2 protein-coding genes (1 of these 2 cut by a window edge) are annotated in these 20155 nt (G+C 73.1%); both read right to left on the bottom strand.

Features of this window, described 5'->3' with window-relative positions:
• A complete protein-coding gene (locus ACX9TP_RS25155) occupies positions 1-14580 on the bottom strand; it encodes an amino acid adenylation domain-containing protein (RefSeq protein ID WP_482973152.1) in 14580 nt (4859 codons plus the stop codon).
• A protein-coding gene (locus ACX9TP_RS25160) for a non-ribosomal peptide synthase/polyketide synthase (RefSeq protein WP_482973153.1) crosses the window boundary here: on the bottom strand, positions 14573-20155 show its final stretch. Its footprint extends 11613 nt past the window's final position; only the last 5583 of its 17196 coding nucleotides appear in the window; the start codon falls outside the window, past its right edge — the gene reads right to left on this strand; the stop codon is at positions 14573-14575. The genes ACX9TP_RS25155 and ACX9TP_RS25160 overlap by 8 nt, the downstream gene beginning before the upstream one ends.

Here is a 20155-nt window from a genome sequence, read left to right on the forward strand (position 1 = left end):
TCAGCTCTCCACGTCGGTCGCGTCCAGCAGCGCGTCCAGTTCCTCGTCCGACAGCTGTTCCAGCGCGGACGGGTCCAGCTCTCTCGACACCCGGGCAATCGGCGCATCCGCGAGCTGCTTCATCGAGCCCGCCATCCGCGACACCACATCCGCCAACCCGGAGAGGGTCGGCGACTCGAACACCGCGGTCAGCGGGAGCTCCACGCCCAGCGACTCGCGTACCCGCGAGACGATCTGCGCGGCCATCAGCGAGTGGCCGCCCAGCGCGAAGAAGTCATCCCGGGCGCCGATGCGCGTCCGGCCGAGCAGCTCCGTCCAGATGCCCGCCAGCGCCAGCTCCTCCGGCGTCGCGGGGGGCACGTACTCCGCGGCGTTGCCCGTCGGGGCCGCGCGCGCACGGAGCGAGCGCCGGTCCACCTTCCCGCTCGGCGTCAGCGGCAGCGACTCCAGCGCGTCGAAGGCGGACGGCACCATGTAGTCCGGCAGCCGCTCCTTGACGAACGTGCGCAGGGCCGCGGCGTCGAGCGTCTGTCCCGGCTTCAGCACGACCCAGGCCACCAGCCGCGCCTCCCCCGGTGAGGCCTCATGCGCCACGACGGCGACACGCGCCGCCGCCGGGTGCTGCGCGAGCACCGCTTCCACCTCTCCGGGCTCCACCCGGGCTCCGCGCACCTTCACCTGGTCATCCGCCCGGCCCAGGTACTCCAGCCGGCCGTCCGACATCCACCGGGCCACGTCTCCGGTGCGGTACATCCGCTCGCCGGGCGTGGCTCCGAACGCGTCCGGAAGGAAGCGCTCCGCCGTCGCGTCCGGCCGGCCCAGGTAGCCGCGCGCCACGCCGGGGCCCGCCACGTACAGCTCGCCGCGCACGCCCGACGGCACCGGGCGCAGCGCCTCGTCCAGGACGTAGGCGCGCAGGTTGTCGATGGGCCGGCCGATGGACACCAACCCCTCACCCACCTCGCCCGCCGTCGCGTCCGCCGCCACCTCCGAGGAGCCGTAGAGGTTGAGCAGCCGCGCGTGCGGCAGCCGCTCGCGGAAACGTGCCGCAAGCTCGTCCGGCAGCCGCTCGCCGCTCGTCACCCAGGTGCGCAGCGACGCCAGCCGGCGGCCGACGTCCGGCACCTCCAGCAGGGCCCGCAGCAGCGACGGGACGAGCACCAGCCGCGTCACCCGGCCCTGCTCCATCGTCTCCACCAGCCGCGCCGGGTCCTTCACCGTGTCGTCGGGCAGGAGCATCGCGGGCACGCCGGCCAGCAGCGGCCCGAGCACCTCCCACACCGAGTCCACGAAGCTCAGCGCCGTCTTCACGGTGCACACCTCGCCCGGCTCGAACGGGACGGTGCGCCACATCCACGCGAAGCGGTTGAGCGTCGCGCGGTGCGTGGCCATGACGCCCTTGGGCCGGCCCGTGGAGCCGGAGGTGAAGATGACGTACGCGAGCGCGTCACCGCCCACCGTCGGAGGCAACGGCTCCCCCGCTTCGGCCTTGCCGTCCTCGAGCCAGAGCACGGGGACGCCGTCGTGGGGAGGCAGGCGGTCCGCCAGGTGACGCCGCGCGAGCAGCACTGCCGGGCGGCTCTCCTCCACCATCCACGCCAGCCGCTCACGCGGGTACGCGGGATCCAGCGGCACCCAGGCCGCGCCCGCCTTCAGCACGGCCAGCACGCCCGCCACCATCTCCACCGAGCGGTCCGCGCACAGCGCCACGCGCGACTCCACTCCCACGCCCACCCGCCGCAGCGAGCGAGCGAGCCCGTCCGCACGGGCCGACAGCTCCCGGTACGTCACCTTCGCGTCCCCCGCCAACAGCGCCACCGCGTCCGGCGTGCGCGACACCTGCGCGTCGAACAGCGCCGCGAGGCTGGCCTCCGAGTCGAAGGTGGCCCGTGGCCCGTGCCCGGCTTCGAGCATGCGGCGCCGCTCCTCCTCGTGCAGCATCGGCACGTCGCCGAGCCGTTGCACTCCGGAAGCCAGGCCCTCCATCAGGGTCCGCCAGTGCTCCAGCAGCCGGGCCACCGCACCCGTGCCGAAGAGCGCGGGCGCATAGGCGAGAATCAACCGCAGCCGGTCACCCGGCACCACGTAGGCGATGAGCGGATAGTTGCCCTGCTCCTGGCTCTCCACGTCCCGGACTTCCATCCCCGGGACGCGCTTCCCCAGCGAGGTGTCGAGCGGGTAGTTCTCGAAGATGAGCATGCTGTCGAAGAGCGGCAGCCCGCGCGGCACGTCGCTCCAGCCCTTCACCTGCACCAGCGGGCTGTGCTCGTACTGGCGCATCTCCAGTTGCCGTGCCTGGAGCTTCTGGAGCCAGGTGACCACCGACTCCCGGCGGGGCAGCGCCACCCGCACGGGCAGCGAGTTGATGAACAGGCCCACCATCGACTCCGCATCAGGCAGGTCCACGGGCCTGCCGGAGACGGTGGCGCCGAACACCACGTCGTCCTCCCCCGCGTACCGCGCGAGCAGCAGCGCCCACGCGCCCTGCGCCAGCGTGTTGAGGGTGATGCCGTTCTTGCGCGTGAAGGCCTGGAGGGCGGCGGTGGCCTCCGGCGACAGGTACAGCTTCTCCTCGCCGGTGACCGCGGCATCCACGCCAGGGACCAGGGGCCGGGCGGCGGGCAGCGGCGTTGGCGAGGTGAAGCCCGCCAGTTCCTTGCGCCAGAACGCCTCCGCACGCGACAGGTCCTGCCGCTGGAGCCACGCCATGTAGTCGCGCCAGACGGCAGGGCGCGGCAGCGCGGGCTCGCGGCCCGACGTGAGCGCCTCGTAGCAGGCGAAGACCTGCTGGAGCATGAGCCCCACGCTCCAGCCATCCATCACCAGGTGGTGGTGGCTCCAGAGGAAGCGGTACTCCTCGTCACCCAGGCGCACCACCTGCATCCGGCTCAGCGGCGCCAGGGACAGCTTGAAGCCACGGGCCCGGTCCTCGCGGACCATCGCCTCCATGCGGGTGCGCTGCTCGTCGCCGGGCACGCCGCGCAGGTCATGCTCCGTCCAGGGCAGCTCGGCCCGGGCTTGGACGACCTGGAGCGGCTCGGGCAGTCCTTCGTGGATGAAGGAGGTCCGCAGGACGGAGTTGCGGGCGATGACCTCCGCATACGCGCGCCGTAGCGCGGGCAGGTCGACCTGGCCTCGCGCGGTCCACGCGAGCTGCTCGTGGAAGACGCCCGAGCCGGGCGCCGCCAGCGCCGCGTGGAAGAGCATGCCCTGCTGCAGCGAGGTGAGCGGGTACAGGTCCTCCACGTCCGGGTACTGGCGCAGCAGGCGCTCCAGCGAAGCGGACGTGAGCCGGGCCAGCGGGAAGTCACCCGGCGAGCGGCGCGCCGCGTCCGGACTGCTCCGGCCTTCCACCAGCTCACGCAGCACGTCCAGGAACCGGGTGGCCACTGCTTGAATGGTGGCGTGCTGGTGCACGTTGGCGCTGTAGGCCCAGGTCACCTTCAGCCGGCCCTCGCTCACCACCGCGTTCACTTCGATGCGGTGGGGCCTGCGGCCGCCCGTGCCATGCCACGGGCCGCTCGGCTCCTCCGTGAGGGCGAAGCGCTCCGAGCCCCGGGCCGCCGCGTCGAGCTGGCCCAGGTAGTTGAAGCCGACCTCGGCACGCGGCGCCGTGCGCAGCGCCTCGGCCGTGTCCTCGCGCAGGTAGCGCAGCAACCCGTGGCCGATTCCATTGGCGGGCAGCCTGCGCCGCGCGTCCCGGAGGGCCCTGAGCACGTCACCGTTGCTGCCGCCGTCCGGCAGCTCCACCTCCAGCGGGAAGGTGCTGGTGAACCAGCCCACCGTGCGGGACAGGTCCACGTCGGCGAAGAGCGCCTCGCGGCCGTGGCCTTCCAGCTCCAGGCGTACGCCGCGGCCTCCCGTCCAACCGGAGATGGCCTTCGCCACCGCCGCGAGCAGCACCTCGTCCACGCGGGCGCGGTACGCCATGGGCGTCTCGGCCAGCAGCGCCCGGGTCTCCGTCTCGCCGAGCGTCACCGTGAGCAACGCCTCCGAGCCCGCGGTGTCCTCGCCGCCCGGCAGGTCCACCGGCAGCGGCGGTACGTTCCCCGTCGCCTTCCAGAGGGGCAGCTCGCGGGCAAGCGACTCCGAGCGGGAGTGCTCCACCAGCCGCTCCGCCCACGACTTGAACGACGTCGTCTTCGCCGGCAGCGACACCGGCACCCCGCGCTCCAGCTGCGTATAGGCCGTTTCCAGGTCCTCCAGCAGCGGCCGCAGCGAGACGCCATCCACGGCGAGGTGGTGCACCACCAGCAGCAGCCGTGCCGTACGGTCCGCGCCCCGCTCGAAGAGGGCGGCGCGGAGCAGCAGGCCCTCGTTCAGGTCCAGGCTCCGGTGCAGCCTCGCGCCCACCACTTCCAGCGCCGCGCCCTGCTCCTCTTCCGGCACGGAGGACAGGTCCACGCGCCGCAGCGTCACGGCCTCGGGCACGGGTGCATTGAACTGGCGCCAGCCCTCCGACGTCCGCGTGAAGCGCAGGCGGAGCGCGTCGTGGTGCGCCACCAGCGCCACCAGGGCCTTCTCCAGCAGCGCGGCGTCCACCGGCCGGCACACCTCCAGCACCGCCGCCAGGTTGTAGTGGTGCGGCTCCGGCAGCGCCCAGTCCTCGAAGAAGATGCGCTGCATGGGCGTCAGTGGCACGGGGCCCTCCACCACGCCCTGCTCCGCCGTGCCCGCCTTCGCCGCGCCCGCCGCGGCGGCCAGCTCCACGAGCGTCTGCTTCTCGAAGAGCATGGCCGGCTCCAGCGCCAGCCCCGCCGCCTTCGCGCGCGAGACAATCTGGATGCCGAGGATGGAGTCGCCGCCCAGCTCGAAGAAGTTGTCGTGCAGGCCCACGCGTTCCACGCCGAGCACCTGTGCCCAGAGTGCCGCCAGCGTCTTCTCCGCGTCGGTGCCCGGCTCGACGAACGCCTTCCCCGGACCCACGCGCGCGGTGTCCGAAGCCGGCAGCGCCGCCCGGTCCACCTTGCCCGCCGGAGACAGGGGCAGTGCTTCCAGCGCGACGAAGGCCGCCGGCACCATGTGCTCGGGCAGCCGCTCCTTCAGGAAGGCGCGCAGCGCGGTGACGTCGAGCGCCGCCGCATCCGCCACGAGGTAGCCCACCAACCGCTTCGTTCCCGGCGGCTCCTCGCGCACCGAGGCCGCCGCGTCGCTCACGCCAGGGTACTGGCGCAGCGCCGCTTCCACCTCGCCCAGCTCGATGCGGAACCCGCGCACCTTCACCTGGTGGTCCGTCCGGCCCACGTACTCCAGCCGCCCGTCCAGGCGGTAGCGGACGCGGTCTCCCGTCCGGTACAGGCGCGCACCGGACTCACCGGAGAGCGAATCCGGAACGAAGCGCTCCGCCGTCAGCTCCGGCCGCCCCAGGTAGCCGCGCGCCACGCCCGTGCCACCCAGGTACAGCTCACCCGGCACGCCCGGAGGCACGGGCTGTCCCCACCCGTCCAGCACGTACGCGCGCATGTTCGCGATGGGGCGCCCGATGTCCGGCCGCTCCGCGTCCAGCTCCGTCGAGACGGTCGCGCAGACGGTGGCCTCCGTCGGACCGTAGCCATTGAGCAGCCGCCGCCGCGACGTCCAGCGCCGCGCCAGCTCCGGCGAGCACGCCTCTCCAGCGGAGATGACGGTTTCCAGCGCGGGCAGGCCCTCGGGCTCCAGCTGCGACAGCGAGGACGGCGTCAGCGTCACGGTGGTGATGCCGCGCGCCTCCAGCACCTCGCGCAGCGGCGCACCCGGCAGCAGCGAGTCGCGCGGCGCCAGGTGCAGCTCCGCTCCAGCGACGAGCGTGGAGAGCACCTCCAGCACGGACGCGTCGAAGCCGAGCGCCGCGGCCTGGAGCACCCGCTTCCCAGGCCCCACGCCGTGCGCGCGGATGACGGCGCGCACGGTGTTGCACAGGCCCTGGTGGGGCACGAGCACGCCCTTCGGCGTCCCCGTGGAGCCCGACGTGTAGATGACGTACGCCAACCCTCCGGAGAGCACGCCGGAGCGCGGCGGCTCCGTGGGGTTCCGGCCGATGTGGCTCCACTCCGTGTCCACGGAGACGAGCAGCTCGTTGCCGGCGGGAAGCTCGTCCGCGAGGTGCTCCTGCGTCACCACCACGGACAGCCCGGCGTCCCGCATCATGTAGGTCAGCCGCGCGCTGGGGTACGCGGGGTCCAGCGGGACGAAGGCGCCGCCCGCCTTCAATACGCCGAGCAGCCCCACCACCAGCTCCGCCGAGCGCTCCGCGCACAACCCCACCCGCACCTCCGGCCCCACGCCCACCGAGCGCAGGTGGTGCGCGAGCTGGTTGGCGCGGGCGTCGAGCTCGGCGTACGTGAGCCGCTGGCCTTCGGCCACCACCGCCACCGCGTCCGGCGTCGTCGCGGCCTGGACCTCGAAGAGGTCGTGGATGCGCGCGTCCTCGGGGAAGGGCTGGCGCGTGTCGTTCCACTCCACCAGCATGCGGCGCCGCTCGTCCCCGGACAGCAGCGGCAGCTCCGCCACGCGCTGCGACGGGTCCGCGGCGACGCCCTCCAGCAGGCGCACGAAGCGCTCCCAGAGCAGGTGCACCGTCTCCGGCTCGAAGAGGTCCGCCGCGAACTCCAGGGCGCCCGTGAGGCCGTCCACTGTCTCGCGCAGCTCCAGCGACAGGTCCACCTTCGTCGCGCCGATGTCCAGCTCCACCATCTTCACGCCCAGGCCCGGCGTGCGGACCTCCACCGGCGGCGTGTTGTGGAACGTCAGCATCGCCTGGACCAGCGGCATGCGGCTCGGGTCTCTCGGCACGCGCAGCTCGTCCACCAGTCGCTCGAACGGAATCTCCTGGTGGGCGTACGCGCCGATGGACGCCACCTTCACGCGGCGCAGCAGCTCCACGAAGGTGGGCGCTCCCGAGAAGTCACCCCGGATGGCGAGCGTGTTCAGGAAGCAGCCGATGAGCCCTTCCAGCTCGGGGCGGTTGCGGCCCGCAGCGGAGGTGCCGACGATGATGTCGTCCTGGCCCGAGTAGCGGTGCAGCAGCGTCTGCAGCGCGGCGGTGAGGACCATGAAGGGCGTGGCCCCCTCGCGGCGGCCCACCGTCCAGAGCGCGTCCATGAGCGACTTCCGCACGGCGACCTGGATGCGGCCACCCCGGCCCGACCAGCGCACCGGGCGCGGGCGGTCCGTGGGCAGCTCCAGCACCTGCGCTCCGGCGAGCTGCTTCTTCCAGTACTCGAGCTGGGTCTCCATGCCCGGCCCGTTGAGCCAGCCGCGCTGCCACACCGCGTAGTCCGCGTACTGCACCGGCAGCGCGGGCAGCGGAGAGGGCCGGCCGGACGCGAGCGCCTCGTACATCGCCACCAGCTCGCGGAAGAGCACACCGCTGGACCAGCCGTCCGAGGCGATGTGGTGGATGGTGAGGTGCAGCACCGACGCCGCGTCACCGATGCGAATCAGCACGGCCCGCATCACCGGCCCGTGAACCAGGTCGAACGGGCGGCGGGCTTCCGACAGCGCCAGCCGCAGCCCCTCGGCCTCACGGGCGTCGGGCGTCGCGCCGCGCGCCTCACGCTCCTCCAGCCGCAGCGGCATGGAGGGGACGATGACCTGGTGCGCGCCGCCTTCCTCGAGCGCGAAGGTGGTGCGCAGGACCTCGTGCCGGCGCACCAGCTCGTTGAGCGCCGTCTCCAGCAGGGAGACCTCCACCACGCCGTCGAGCCGGAGCGTGACGGTGTTGTTGTAGGCAATGCCGTCCGGGTCGAGCTGGCTGAGCGCCCAGATGCGCTGCTGCGGGAACGACAGCGGCAGCGGCCGATCTCTCGGCACGCGGACCACCGGCGTGGCCGTTGCCGCCGGCACGTCCGGGACGGGCGCGGGCGGCGTGGCCACCGTGTCGCGAGGCTTGGACGGACGGCGCGGCTTCGCGGCGCGCGACGGCGCCACCACCTCGACCTCGCCCGCGTTGCGGAAGCGGGCGCGCTGTCCCGTCAGGACGAGGCGGTCGTCCGGGCTTCCTCCCGGCATGGGGATGAGCCGTGCGCGCGTGGCCTCGGCGTCGTTCCAGAAGCCTCGCGGAATGGCGGCGCCGCCCAGCGCCAGCTCCCCCACGACACCCACGGGCACCGGGGCGCCGGAGGCATCCCGGAGATACACGGGCGCCTCGGAGTGCGAAGGCCAGGCCGCGCCGAGCACGGAGGCGTCCAGCGCCACGCTCCGCGCGGAGGCGGAGAGGGCCGAAGCTTCCGTCCCCTGTGACGCACGCGACTCCCCGCCCAGCACCCACAGGCGCACGCCTTCCAGCGCGCCCTGCGCACCGGGAAGCTCCGCGAGCGCACGGGCCTGGGACGGCGCGCAGCGCAGCGCGGTGATGCCCTCGCCCCGAACGAGCTCCAGCAGGTCGCCCATCCCGGCGTCGCCCTCGGCCAGCAGGGCCTCCTCGGGCAGGGGCTGCACCTGGGAGCGGCGCTTCAGCACGTCCAGCAGGCGCAGGCTGGACATCGTCGGCTCCAGCGCCACGCCGTAGTCGACGAGGCAGGCAATCTCGTCCACATCCAGCGAGCGCACGCGCTCGACGATTGCCTCGCACTGCTCCACCGTGCCGAACAGGCCGCCGTCCTTCAGGTAGTGCTCCGCCCCCTGGTTGAGCATCACCTCCATGTCTTCGGGCGTGAGGCCACGCACGTCCACGTTGCTGCCGAGGCTGGAGACCAGGTTGGCGAAGACGTCCACCGAGCTGCGGAAGTACTGCTTCAGCGGCTCGCGCGCCGCGGCGCGCACCTCCTCCATGTCCTGGCCGAGGAAGGTGTGCAGCATCAGCGTCACCTGTCCGCGCCCCGGGCCGTGTCCCGCCTTGCGGTACGTCTCGCGGTACAGCGCCACCTTCGTCGCCAGCTCGTCCAGGCTGGAGCCCAGCCCGAGCACGTTGGTGAGGATGCCCGCGCCCACCTCGCCGGCCTTGCGGAATGTCTCCGGATTGCCCGTGGAGGTGAGCCACACCGGCAGCTCCGCCTGCTTCGGCTTCGGCCGCAGCGCCAGCTCCACCTCGTGGCCCGCGCCGTTGCGGCGCTTCACCGTGCCGCCGCGCCACAGCCGCCGCACCTCCTCCAGTCGCTCGATGAGGACCTCGCGGCGGCGCGCATAGGTGTCCGGCGAGAGCGAGAAGTCATTCGCGTGCCAGCCCGTGGCGAAGGAGATTCCCACGCGGCCCCGAGACAGGTTGTCCACCACGGACCACTGCTCCGCGACCTCGATGGGGTCATGCAGCGGCAGCACCACGCTGCCCGCGCGAATCTGCAGGTTGCGCGTCAGCACCGCGAGCGCGCCGCCAATCACCGACGGCTGCGGGTACAGGCCACCGAACGAGTGGAAGCGCCGCTCCGGGGTCCAGATGGCGGAGAAGCCGTGCGTGTCCGCGAACTTCGCGCCCTCCATCAGCAGCTCGTACTTCTCCTCGCCCAGCGCGTCCTCGTCGTTGGCGAAATACATGAGGCTGAAGTCGAGCTGACGGCGCGTGTCCGGCTTCCGGCCGAGGACGGCGAAGCGCGCGGCCAGCCGCTCGGGCGGAAGGACGACGCGCATGCCGCGCGCCAGGGCCCACAGCAGGTCCAACCCCGCCGGGTCCGAAGCGGGACCGCCCGCCGCCAGCCATACTTCACCCTCGCCCGCCCCCACCCGCGCGTCGAGCGACGACAGCAGGTATGCGACGTTGCGGTGGGTCAGCATGACGCGGCCGTGCCCCCCCATCGCCTCGGGCGTGGGGACGATGAACGCGAGCTGCTCGGAAGGCGCGGCGCTGACAGCCCCCTCCTCCACGGCCTCACCGTCCACCACCACGGCGCTCACCCCGGCCGGGAGCGAGGTCGCATCCGACGTCCGTGCCACCAGCAACAGCCGGGGCCCCTTCGCCGGGAGCAACGACGTCAGCTCCACCACCTCGCCTCGCGAGACGGGCAGGCAGGCACCACCGGCCTCCAGCACGCCCCAGAGCGCGATGACCGCCTCGATGGAGGGCTCCAGGCGCAGGGCCACGGGCACTTCGGGCCCCACCCCTTCGTGTCGCAACCGGGCCGCGAGCCCCTGAGCACGAGCCGCCAGCTCACGCCACGTCAGCCGGCGCGAGCCGGCGCTGATGGCCACCGCATCCGGAGTGCGCTCCACCCGGGCCGCGAGCCGCGCCAGCAGGCCGGGCGCGGAGGGCTGTTCCACCGGACGCGCCGGCAGGCTCCGCTCTTCCGGCGTCGCGAGCGGGAGCCGCGACACCCGCAGCTCCGGGTCCGCGAACACCGCGCCGAGCAGCGTCTCCAGGTGCTTCGCCAGGCGAACGATGCGCGACTCTTCATACAGCTCGGTGGCGTACTCGATGAAGCCGTGGAACGTCCCTTCCGCGCTCTCGTTCAGCAGGAGGGTCAGCTCGCCCAGCGTCGCGCCGAACTGCGCGGGCGTGCCCGGCACCTCCACCAACTCCATCTCGATGCCCGGCAGGGTCGGCGCCGCGGTGGTGACATGCGCATGCAGCACCAGCGCCGCGTCGCAGAGGCGCGAGCGGCCCGGATCCCGCCCGGAGGCGACGAGGGGCAGCAGGTGCTCGAAAGGCACGTCCTGGTGGCTGGACGCACCGATGGTCACCTCGCGCGCGCGGGCCACCAGCTCGCGGAACGACGGGTCGCCGGACACGTCGGTGCGCAGCGCCATGGCGTGGGCCACGAAGCCGATGAGCGGCTCCAGCTCTCCACGGGCGCGGTTGCCCACCGGCGTGCCCACCACGATGTCCTCTCGCCCGGAGTAGCGGACGAGCAGCGACGACAGCGCGGCCAGCAGCGTCATGAAGGGCGTCACGCCCTCGCGGTGGCTGAAGGCGTAGAGCGCGGCGCTCAGCTCGCGCGAGAAGGCCACCGGGAAGCGGGCGCCGCGCAGGCGCGAGTTCGTGCCTCGCGGCCGGTCGGAGGCCAGCTCCAGCGAGGGAGGCAGCTCCGCCAGCACCTCACGCCAGTATGCGTCCTGGGCCGCGAGCGCGCCTCCGGCCAGCGAGCGGCGCTCCCAGGCCGCCGCGTCCACGTACTGCACGGCCAGCTCCGGCAGCGGCGCCGGCCGGCCTTCGCGGAAGGCCTGGTAGTTCACGGCTGTCTCGCGGAAGAAGGCCACCATGGACAGCGTGTCCGACGCGATGTGGTGCACCGTGAGGAGCATCAGGTGCTCCGCATCCGCCAGCCGCAGCAGCTTCGCGCGGACGATGGGGCCGCGCTCCAGGGAGAACGGCAGCACCGCCTCTTCCAGTGCCAGCCGCATCGCCTCGGCCTCGCGGTCTCCCGCGTGTCCCCGCAGGTCCACCACCGGCACCTGGATGCGGACCTCGGCGGAGAAGCGCTGGCGCACGCGGCCGTCTTCCACGGTGTACGTCGCGCGCAGCATCTCGTGACGGCGGATGACCTCGTTGACGCTGCGCTCCAGCACCTCCACGTCGAGCGGGCCCTTGAGCCGCACGGCGAGGGGCATGTTGAGGGACGGGTTGCCCGGGTCGAGCTGCTCCATCCGCCAGACGCGCTCCTGCACGACGGACAGCGGCAGCTCGCCGTCGCGGTCGATGCGCACCATGACTTCCGGTGCGCCCGCGCCCGTCGCCGGGAGGGCTTGTTGAAGCATCGCCTCGATGCGCCGGGAGATGCCCGCCACCGTGGGCGCCTCGAACAGCGCGCTCAGCGGGAGCTGCACGGCGAACGTCTCGCGCAGGCGGGTCAGCATCTGCGCCGCCATCAGCGAGTTGCCGCCCAGCTCCAGGAAGTCATCGTCGGGGCCGAAGTCCACCGCGCCCAGGCGCTCGCGCCAGATGTCCATGACGCGTTGCTGGATTTCGCCCACGGACGTGGGCGGCACGAGCAGGGCCGCGGCGGAGAGCGACTCCGCCATCGCCGCCGTGGCGGGCTGGGACTTCGAAGCAGGCGCGGCCTGGAGCAGCAACTGCACCGGCTGGGACTCCAGGCGGCAGGGCTTCTCCTCGAACGGGTACGTCGGCAGCGGGACGCGGCGGCGCTTCTCCGCGCCGTGGAACTTCTCCCAGGCCACCTCGACGCCCGCGCTCCACAGGTCGCCCAGCGACTGGAGCAACCCACGGTAGTCACCCTCCGCCGGACGGCGGCGCAGCGACGGGACGGCGACCAGCGACTTCTCCTGGCGCGCGCGGGGACGGCACAGCGAGGTGAGGTCCGTGCCCGGGCCCACCTCCAGCAGCACGGAGCACCCGTCACCGATGAGCACCTCCAGGCCCGCGGCGAAGCGGACGGACTGGCGCATCTGCCGGGCCCAGTACGCCGGGTCGGTGGCCTCCTCGGGACGAATCCACGTGCCGGTGAGGCTGGACACGTAGGGCACCTCCGGCGCCTTGAGGCGCAGCGAGGACACCGCCCGCGCCAGGTCCGGCATCAGCGGCTCCACCGCGCTGGAGTGGAACGCGTGCGCCGCGGGCAGGCGCACCACGCCCACGCCGCGCCCGTTGAGCGCGACCTCCAGCCGGGTGATGGCCTCCACCGGGCCGGACACGACGCACCGGCCCGGGCCGTTCACCGCCGCCAGCGCGAGCCCGTCCGTGAGCAGCGGGAGAAGCTCCGCCTCCTCCAGCCCCACCGCGAGCATTGCCCCGGGAGGCATCCGCGCCATCAGCGCGCCGCGCACCACCGCCAGCCGCAAGCCGTCTTCGGGAGACAGTACGCCCGCCACGCAGGCCGCCGCGTACTCACCGTAGCTGTGCCCCAGCAGCGCGTGGGGCTTGATGCCCCAGGACATCCAGAGCCGGGCCAGCGCGTGCTCGACGATGAACAGCGCGGGCAACGCCACGCGCGGGTCCGAAAGCCTCTTGCCTACGGCCTCCGCCTGCTCCGCCGGTGCCAACAGGAGCGCACGCACCTCCGCGGAGAGGGACGGCTCCAGCCGGGCGAGCGCGGCGTCCACGTCCTTGCGGAAGCCGGGCTCGGCCGCGTGCAGCTCACGGCCCATGCCCACGGCCTGCGCGCCCTGCCCCGGGAAGAGGAAGGCCACGCGGCGGTTGCGGCCCGCTTCCACGGAGGCGGGCTTCTCCAGCGCCTGCGCCAGCTCGAAGCGGTCGGCCGCCACCACGGCCCGGCGATGCTCGAAGGCATGCCGTCCCACGTTGCGCGTGAAGGCCGTGTCCTCGAGGTCCACGAACGGCGTCGTCTCCACGTGCGAGGACAGCCGCCGCGACATCACCTCCAGCGCGGCGGGGCTGCGCGCGGAGAGCGTCACGACCTGCAGGGGACGCGTGCTCCTCGAGCCCGGTTCCATCCGGGGCGCTTCCTCCACCACCACGTGGGCGTTGGTGCCGCCGATGCCAAACGAGCTCACGCCCGCCCGACGTGGCCTCTCACCGCGCGGCCAGGAGCGCACCTGGGTGTTGACGAAGAAGGGGCTCTTCTCGAAGTCGATCTCCGGGTTGGGCTTTTCGAAGTGGAGGCTCGGTGGCACCGCCTCGTGCTGGAGCGACAGCACCACCTTGATGAGCCCGGCCACGCCCGCCGCCGCGTCCAGGTGACCCAGGTTCGTCTTGAGCGAACCGATGGCGACGTCGCCCCTGCGCTCCGTCGTCTTGCGGAACGCCCGGGTCAGCGCGGCAATCTCGATGGGGTCTCCGAGCGAGGTGCCCGTGCCGTGGGTCTCGACATAGTCGATGTCGTCGCCACCCAGGCCCGCATAGGCCAGTGCATCCGCGATGACCTCCGTCTGGCCCTCGATGCTGGGTGCGGTGTAGCCGACCTTCTGCTGGCCGTCGTTGTTGACCGCGGACGCCTTGATGACCGCGTGGATGTGGTCGCCATCTCGCAGCGCGTCCGCCAGCGGCTTGAGCACCACCACGCCCACGCCGTTGCCGGCCACGGTGCCACCGGCGCGGTGGTCGAAGGCGCGGCAGTGCCCGTCCGGCGAGAAGATGAGCCCTTCCTGGTGCAGGTAGCCCGTGCGCTGCGGGCTGGCGATGCGCACCGCGCCCGCGAGCGCGATGTCCGACTGCCGCGTCAGCAGGCTCTGGCAGGCCATGTGGATGGCCACGAGCCCGGTGGAGCACGCGGTGTAGACGGCGACGCTCTCGCCCCGGAGCTGGAGCTTGAAGGACGCCTTCATCGCCAGGCTCTCCGGGCCGGAGGTGGCCAGGTCCAGCCCGGCGCCGCCGTCCTTGCGGGCCTCGCTCAGCAGCGACAGCAGGTGGCCCGTCGAGCCCGCGCCCGCATACAGCGAGATGCGGCCCTTGTAGCGCGCGGGGTCATACGCCGCGTCTTCCAGCGCCGCCCAGGCGCACTGGAGGAAGACGCGCTGCTGCGGGTCCATCCACTGCGCCTCGCGCAGCGGGATGTCGAAGAAGCCGTAGTCGAAGCGGTCGGTGCCTTCGAGGATGCCGCCCGCGCGGATGAAGCGCGGGTGCTTCCACAGCTCCTCGGGGATGAGAGGCGAGCGCTCCGTCTCCTCCTCGGACCAGAAGGAGATGGACTCCACGCCGCCGACCAGGTTCAGCCAGAACTCGGTCAGGTCATCGGCCCCGGGGAAGCGCCCCGCCATGCCGATGATTGCGATGTCGTTGCCGGTGTCCTCGGCCTGCATGTCGTCGACCTCAGCCATTGCCGTGATTCCCTCGCCGGCCCTGTCGCCGGATCGCCTGCCGCCGCTGCTGGGCGCGATCCACGTGGGCCTCGTTGTCCTGTACGTCCGCCGCTTCGCCGTCCCGCTCCAGGGACATGGCGAAGGCGCGAACCGTGGGGTGCTCGAAGAAGCGCGTTGCCGGGACGTCCCGCTTCAATTCATCCCGGAGCAGCGCGCACGCCTTGACCACGGACATGGAGCTGCCGCCCAGGTCCGCGAAGAAGTGGTCCTCCACACCGACGCGCTCCACGCCCAGCACCTTCGCCCAGAGCTCCGCCACCTGGCGCTCCAGCGCCGTGGTGGGCTCCGCGAAGGTGCTTCCCGCCGGGCGGGCCACGTCGGGCTCCGGCAGCGCCGCCCGGTCCACCTTGCCCACGGGCGTCAGCGGCAGCGCGGCCAGCGGCACCAGCGCCGAAGGCACCATGAACTCCGGCAGCGACTCCGCCAGGAAGGTCCGCAGCGCGCGCGGCTCCAGCGTCTCTCCCAGCCGGGGGACGGCGTAGGCCACCAGTCGCTTGCCGCCCGCGGGGTCCGGCTTCGCCACGACGACGGCCTCGGCCACCGCCGGGTGCTTGCGGAGCGCTTCCTCCACCTCGCCCGGCTCCACGCGGTAGCCGCGCACCTTCACCTGCGCGTCGAGCCGCCCGAGGAACTCCAGCATCCCGTCCTCGCGATAGCGGACCTGGTCGCCCGTGCGGTACAGCCGGCCGCCCGCCTCGGGGCCGAAGGGGTTCGGGATGAAGCGCTCGGCCGTCAGCTCCGGCCGCCCCAGGTAGCCCCAGGCGAGGCCGTCACCGCCGATGAGCAGCTCACCCGGCACGCCGGTCGGGACGGGGCGCAGGCCGCCATCCACCACGTACACCCGCGTGTTGGCGATGGGCCGGCCGATGGGGACCGGGCCTTCCGCGATGGAGCCCTCCATCACATGGCAGACGGCGAAGGTGGTGCTCTCGGTGGGGCCGTAGCCGTTGACGAGGACGCCGCCGCGCGCCAGCCGCTCGCGCACCACGGCCGGAGGCAGCACGTCACCGCCCGCGAGGAGCTGCTTCACCCCGTCCAGCGCGTCCGGGCGGGCAGCGGAGATGGCCTCGAAGAGCGCGGCCGTCAGCCACAGCGTGGTGACGCCGTGGCGGACCAGCACGTCCTTCAGCGAGTCCACCGTGGGCGTCGTGGGCGGGAAGAGGACCAGCTTCGCGCCGTGCAGCAGCGCGCCCCACAGCTCGAAGGTGGCCGCATCGAAGCAGATGGGCGCGAGCTGGAGGAACACCTCCTCCGGGCCCCAGCGCGCGAAGCGGGAGCCCAGCACGAGCCTCGCCACCGCGCGCTGCGGGATGCAGACGCCCTTGGGCCGCCCGGTGGAGCCGGACGTGTACATGACATAGGCCAGCGCGTCCGCCGGCACCGTCACGCCCGGAGAGGTCTCCGGCTCGCGCGCAATCTCGCTCCAGGACTCGTCCAGCAGCACCACCGTGGCGCTCCCGGAGGGCAGCAGCTCCAGCACTGAGCGCTGGGTCAGCACCACGGGCAGGCGCGTGTCCTCCACCATGAAGGCCAGCCGCTCACGCGGGTACGTGGAGTCCAGCGGCACGTAGGCCCCGCCCGCCTTGAGGATGCCGAGCATCCCCACCACGAGGTCCAGCGAGCGCTGCACGCACAGGCCCACGGGTGTCCCCGGGCCCACGCCGCGCTTGCGCAGGTGCCACGCCAGCTGGTTCGCGCGCCGGTCCAGCTCCCCGTAGGTGAGCCGCGCGCCCTCGCACTCGGCGGCGACGGCGTCGGGCGTCCGCGCCGCCTGGGCCTCGAACAGCTCCGCGAGGCAGGCGTCGCGTGGGAAGCCGGCCGCGGTGTCATTCCAGTCCACCAGCAGGCGCTGGCGCTCCGCCGCGTCCATCATCGGCAGGTCGCCCACGCGCTGGCCGGCGTCCGCCACCGCCCCCTCCAGCAGCACGCGCAGCTGCGTCATCAGCCGTGACGCCGTGGCCCGCGTGAAGAGGTCGGCGTCGTACTCCAGCGTGCCCGTGAGGCCGTCGGCGCCGTCGAAGAGCGACAGCGTGAGGTCGAACTTCGCCGTGCCGGAGGTGACGTCCACCGGGCGCAGGGAGAGCCCCTCGGGGGCGATGTCCGGCCGGGTGCCTTCGTTCAGCGCCAGCACCACCTGCACCAGCGGCGCGTGGCTCAGGCTGCGCGGCGGCTGGAGGGCCTCCACCAGCTTCTCGAAGGGCACGTCCTGGTGGGAGTACGCATCGAGCGTCGTGTCGCGCACGCGCCGGAGCAGCTCGCGGAAGGTGGGGTTGCCCCCCAGCCGCGTGCGCAGCACCAGCGTGTTCACGAAGAAGCCGATGAGGTCCTCGAGGCCGGGGTGGTGACGACCGGCGATGGGCGAGCCCACGCACACGTCCTCCTGGCCCGACACGCGGGACAGCAGGAGCTGGAAGGCGGCCAGCAGGCCCATGTAGGGCGTGACGCCCTCACGACGGCAGAGGGCCCGGAAGCGCTCGGACAGCGAGGCCGGCAGGTGGACGGCGAGCGTGTCTCCGCGGAAGCGCTGCAGGCTCGGGCGCGGGAAGTCCGTGGGCAGCTCCAGGACGGGCGGTGCCCCCGCGAGCTGCTGGCGCCAGTACCGCAGCTGCGCTTCGAGCGACTCCCCCTGGAGCCACTCGCGCTGCCACACGGCATGGTCCGCGGGCTGGAGCACCGGCTCCGGCAGCGGCGACGGCCGCCCGTGCAGCTGCGCGCCGTACAGCGCGGACAGCTCGCGGATGACCACGCCCAGGGACCAGCCGTCGGAGACGATGTGGTGCAGCGTCAGGACGAACAGGTGCCGCGTCTCTCCCGTGCGCAGCAGCAGCGCGCGCAGGAGCGGGCCCTCGGCCAGGGCGAACGGGCGGCGGGCCTCCTCGGACGCGGCGCGCAGGGCCTCGGCCTCACGCTCGCTCTCGGGGAGGTTGCGCAGGTCCACCACGGGGAGCGAGACCGGCACCTGCGCGTGGATGACCTGCGCCGGCTCACCCGCGTGGCTGGAGAAGGTGGTCCGCAGCGCCTCGTGCCGGAGGAACAGCGCGGACAGGGCCCGCTCGAAGGCGGCGACGTCCAGGGGCCCCTCCATCCACGCGGCCCAGGGGACGTTGTAGAGGGCCGTGCCCGGCTGGAGCTGCTCCAGCAGCCACAATCGCTCCTGCATCGCGGACAGCGGCAGGGCGCGGTCTCTCGGCACGGGAACGATGGGCGGCGGGCTCGCGGCGGCGGAGGACTGGCGGGCCGCGCGGATGCGCTCCGCCAGCCGTCCCACCGTCGGCTCCTCGAAGAGCTCCTTCAGCGAGAGGGACACACCGAACGTGGCCTGGATTCGCGCGACGACGCGCGTGGCCAGCAGCGAGTGCCCGCCCAGGTCGAAGAAGCTGTCGTAGGCCCCGACGCGTGGGACGCCGAGCAGCTCGCCGAAGAGTCCAGCGACCAGCTCCTCCTCGGGCCCGCGAGGCGCGGTGGAGCGCGCGGACGGCTCCTCCGTGGACTCGAAGCGCGAGGGCTCCGGCAGCGCGCGCCGGTCCACCTTGCCGTTGGGCGTGAGGGGCAGGCGCTCCAGCACCATGAAGGCGGAGGGCACCATGTACGCGGGCAGGTGCTCGGTGAGGAAGGCGCGCAGGTCCGAAGAGGTCGCGCCGTCCGCCGAGAGAACCACGTAGGCCACGAGGCGCCGTGAGCCGCCCACGGCGTCCTCGCGAGCGAGCACGGCTGCCTGCCGCACCGAGGGGTGCCGCTGCAGCGCGGCTTCCACCTCGCCCGGCTCCACGCGGAAGCCCCGCACCTTCACCTGCGTGTCCACGCGTCCGACGAACGACACCTCGCCGTCCATGAGGAGGCGGACGCGGTCGCCCGTCCGGTACAGCCGCGCGCCCGGCGTCGTGCTGAACGGATGCGGCACGAAGCGCTCCGCCGTCAGCTCCGGCCGGCCGAGGTAACCCCAGGCCAGTCCGTCCCCTCCGAGCCACAGCTCCCCCACCCCGCCCGGCGGCACCGGTGCCATGGCCTCGTCGAGCACATACTGCTCCGTGTTCGCGAGCGGCCTGCCGATGGGAAGCGACGTCGCGCCCTCCGGCGCCTCGGTGACGAGGTGCCACGTGGAGAAGGTGGTGCTCTCCGTGGGGCCATAGACGTGGAGCAGCCGCTCCGGTGGGCCCTCGCGGAGGACCTGGCGCACCGGCCTCGGGTCCACGGCCTCGCCTCCGAAGTGGAGCTGGCGCAGTCCCCGGAAGGCGTCCGGCACCTCGGTCGCGACCTGGTTGAACCACGCCGTGGTGAGGAAGAGGACGCGGATGCCCTCCTCCCGCAGCCACGTGGCGAACGCACTCGGAGCGAGCGCCGTCTCACGGTCCACGCCCACCAGGCGCGCGCCGTTGAGCAGCGCGCCCCAGATTTCGAAGGTGGCCGCGTCGAACGAGGCGTTGGACGCCTGCGCCACGCGATCCTCCGGCTGCCACTGGATGAAGTCCGTCTCGATGACCAGCCGCACCACGGCCCGGTGGGGCACGCAGACGCCCTTGGGCGTGCCGGTGGAGCCGGAGGTGTAGATGACGTACGCCGCGTCCTCCGCGCCCGCACCGGATTCCGGAGCCGTCGCCGGCATCCCTTCGAGCGCGCCCTCCCCGTCCAGCGCGAGCACCCGGACACCCTCCGCGGGCAGCGCCTCCCGCAGCCGCTCGTGCGTGAGCAGCACCGGAGCGCCCGCGTCCGCGAGCATCCACGCCAGCCGCTCGCGCGGATACGCCGGGTCCAGCGGCACGTAGGCGGCGCCCGCCTTGAGGATGCCGAGCATTCCCACGACGAGGTCCGCGGACCGCTCCACGCAGAGGCCCACGGTGGAGCCCCGTTCGACGCCGAGCGTCCGGAGCCGGTGCGCCAGCCGGTTGGCCCGCTGCTCCAGCTCCGCGTAGGTGAGCACGGTGCCGCCATAGACCACCGCGATGGCCTCGGGCGTCCGCGAGGCCCGGGCCTCGAACAGCGCATGCACCGTGCGCTCACGCGGGTACGCGGTGCGGGTGGCGTTCCACTCCACCAGCACCCGCTGGCGCTCGGCCTCCGAGAGGAGGGACACGGCTCCGAGCCGCTGCTCCGGCTCGGCCACCATCCCGCGCAGCAGCATCCGCCAGTGCTCCAGGAGCTTCGCGGCGGCCTCGCCCCGGATGCGGTCCGAGCGGTACTGCAACTTCAGCCGGAGCGTCCGGCCCGGCAGGGCCACGGCGGTCAGCGGGTAGTGCGTGCGCTCGAAGACCTCGACGTCGCGAAGCTCCAGCCCGGCCGCGCCACGCTCGAGCGCCGCGTCCACCGGGTAGTTCTCGAACACGAGCAGGCTCTCGAACAGGGGCGTGCCCCGGGGCACCTCGCTCCAGCCCTGGAGCTGCGTCAAGGGGACGTGGTCTCGCTGCCCCAGCTCCATCAGCACGCCGTGCAGCTCGCGCAGCCACGGCAGGAGCTTCGCCTCGTGGCGCACCCGCGCGCGGACAGGGAGCGAGTGGATGAACAGCCCCACCGCCTCGTCGATGCCGGGCACCTCCGC

Source organism: Pyxidicoccus sp. M15 (assembly GCF_056858435.1).

Excerpts from the sequence above, each read along its gene's own strand:
- ACX9TP_RS25155 (WP_482973152.1), bottom strand. The coding sequence starts at position 14,580 with ATGGCTGAGGTCGACGACATGCAGGCCGAGGACACCGGCAACGACATC.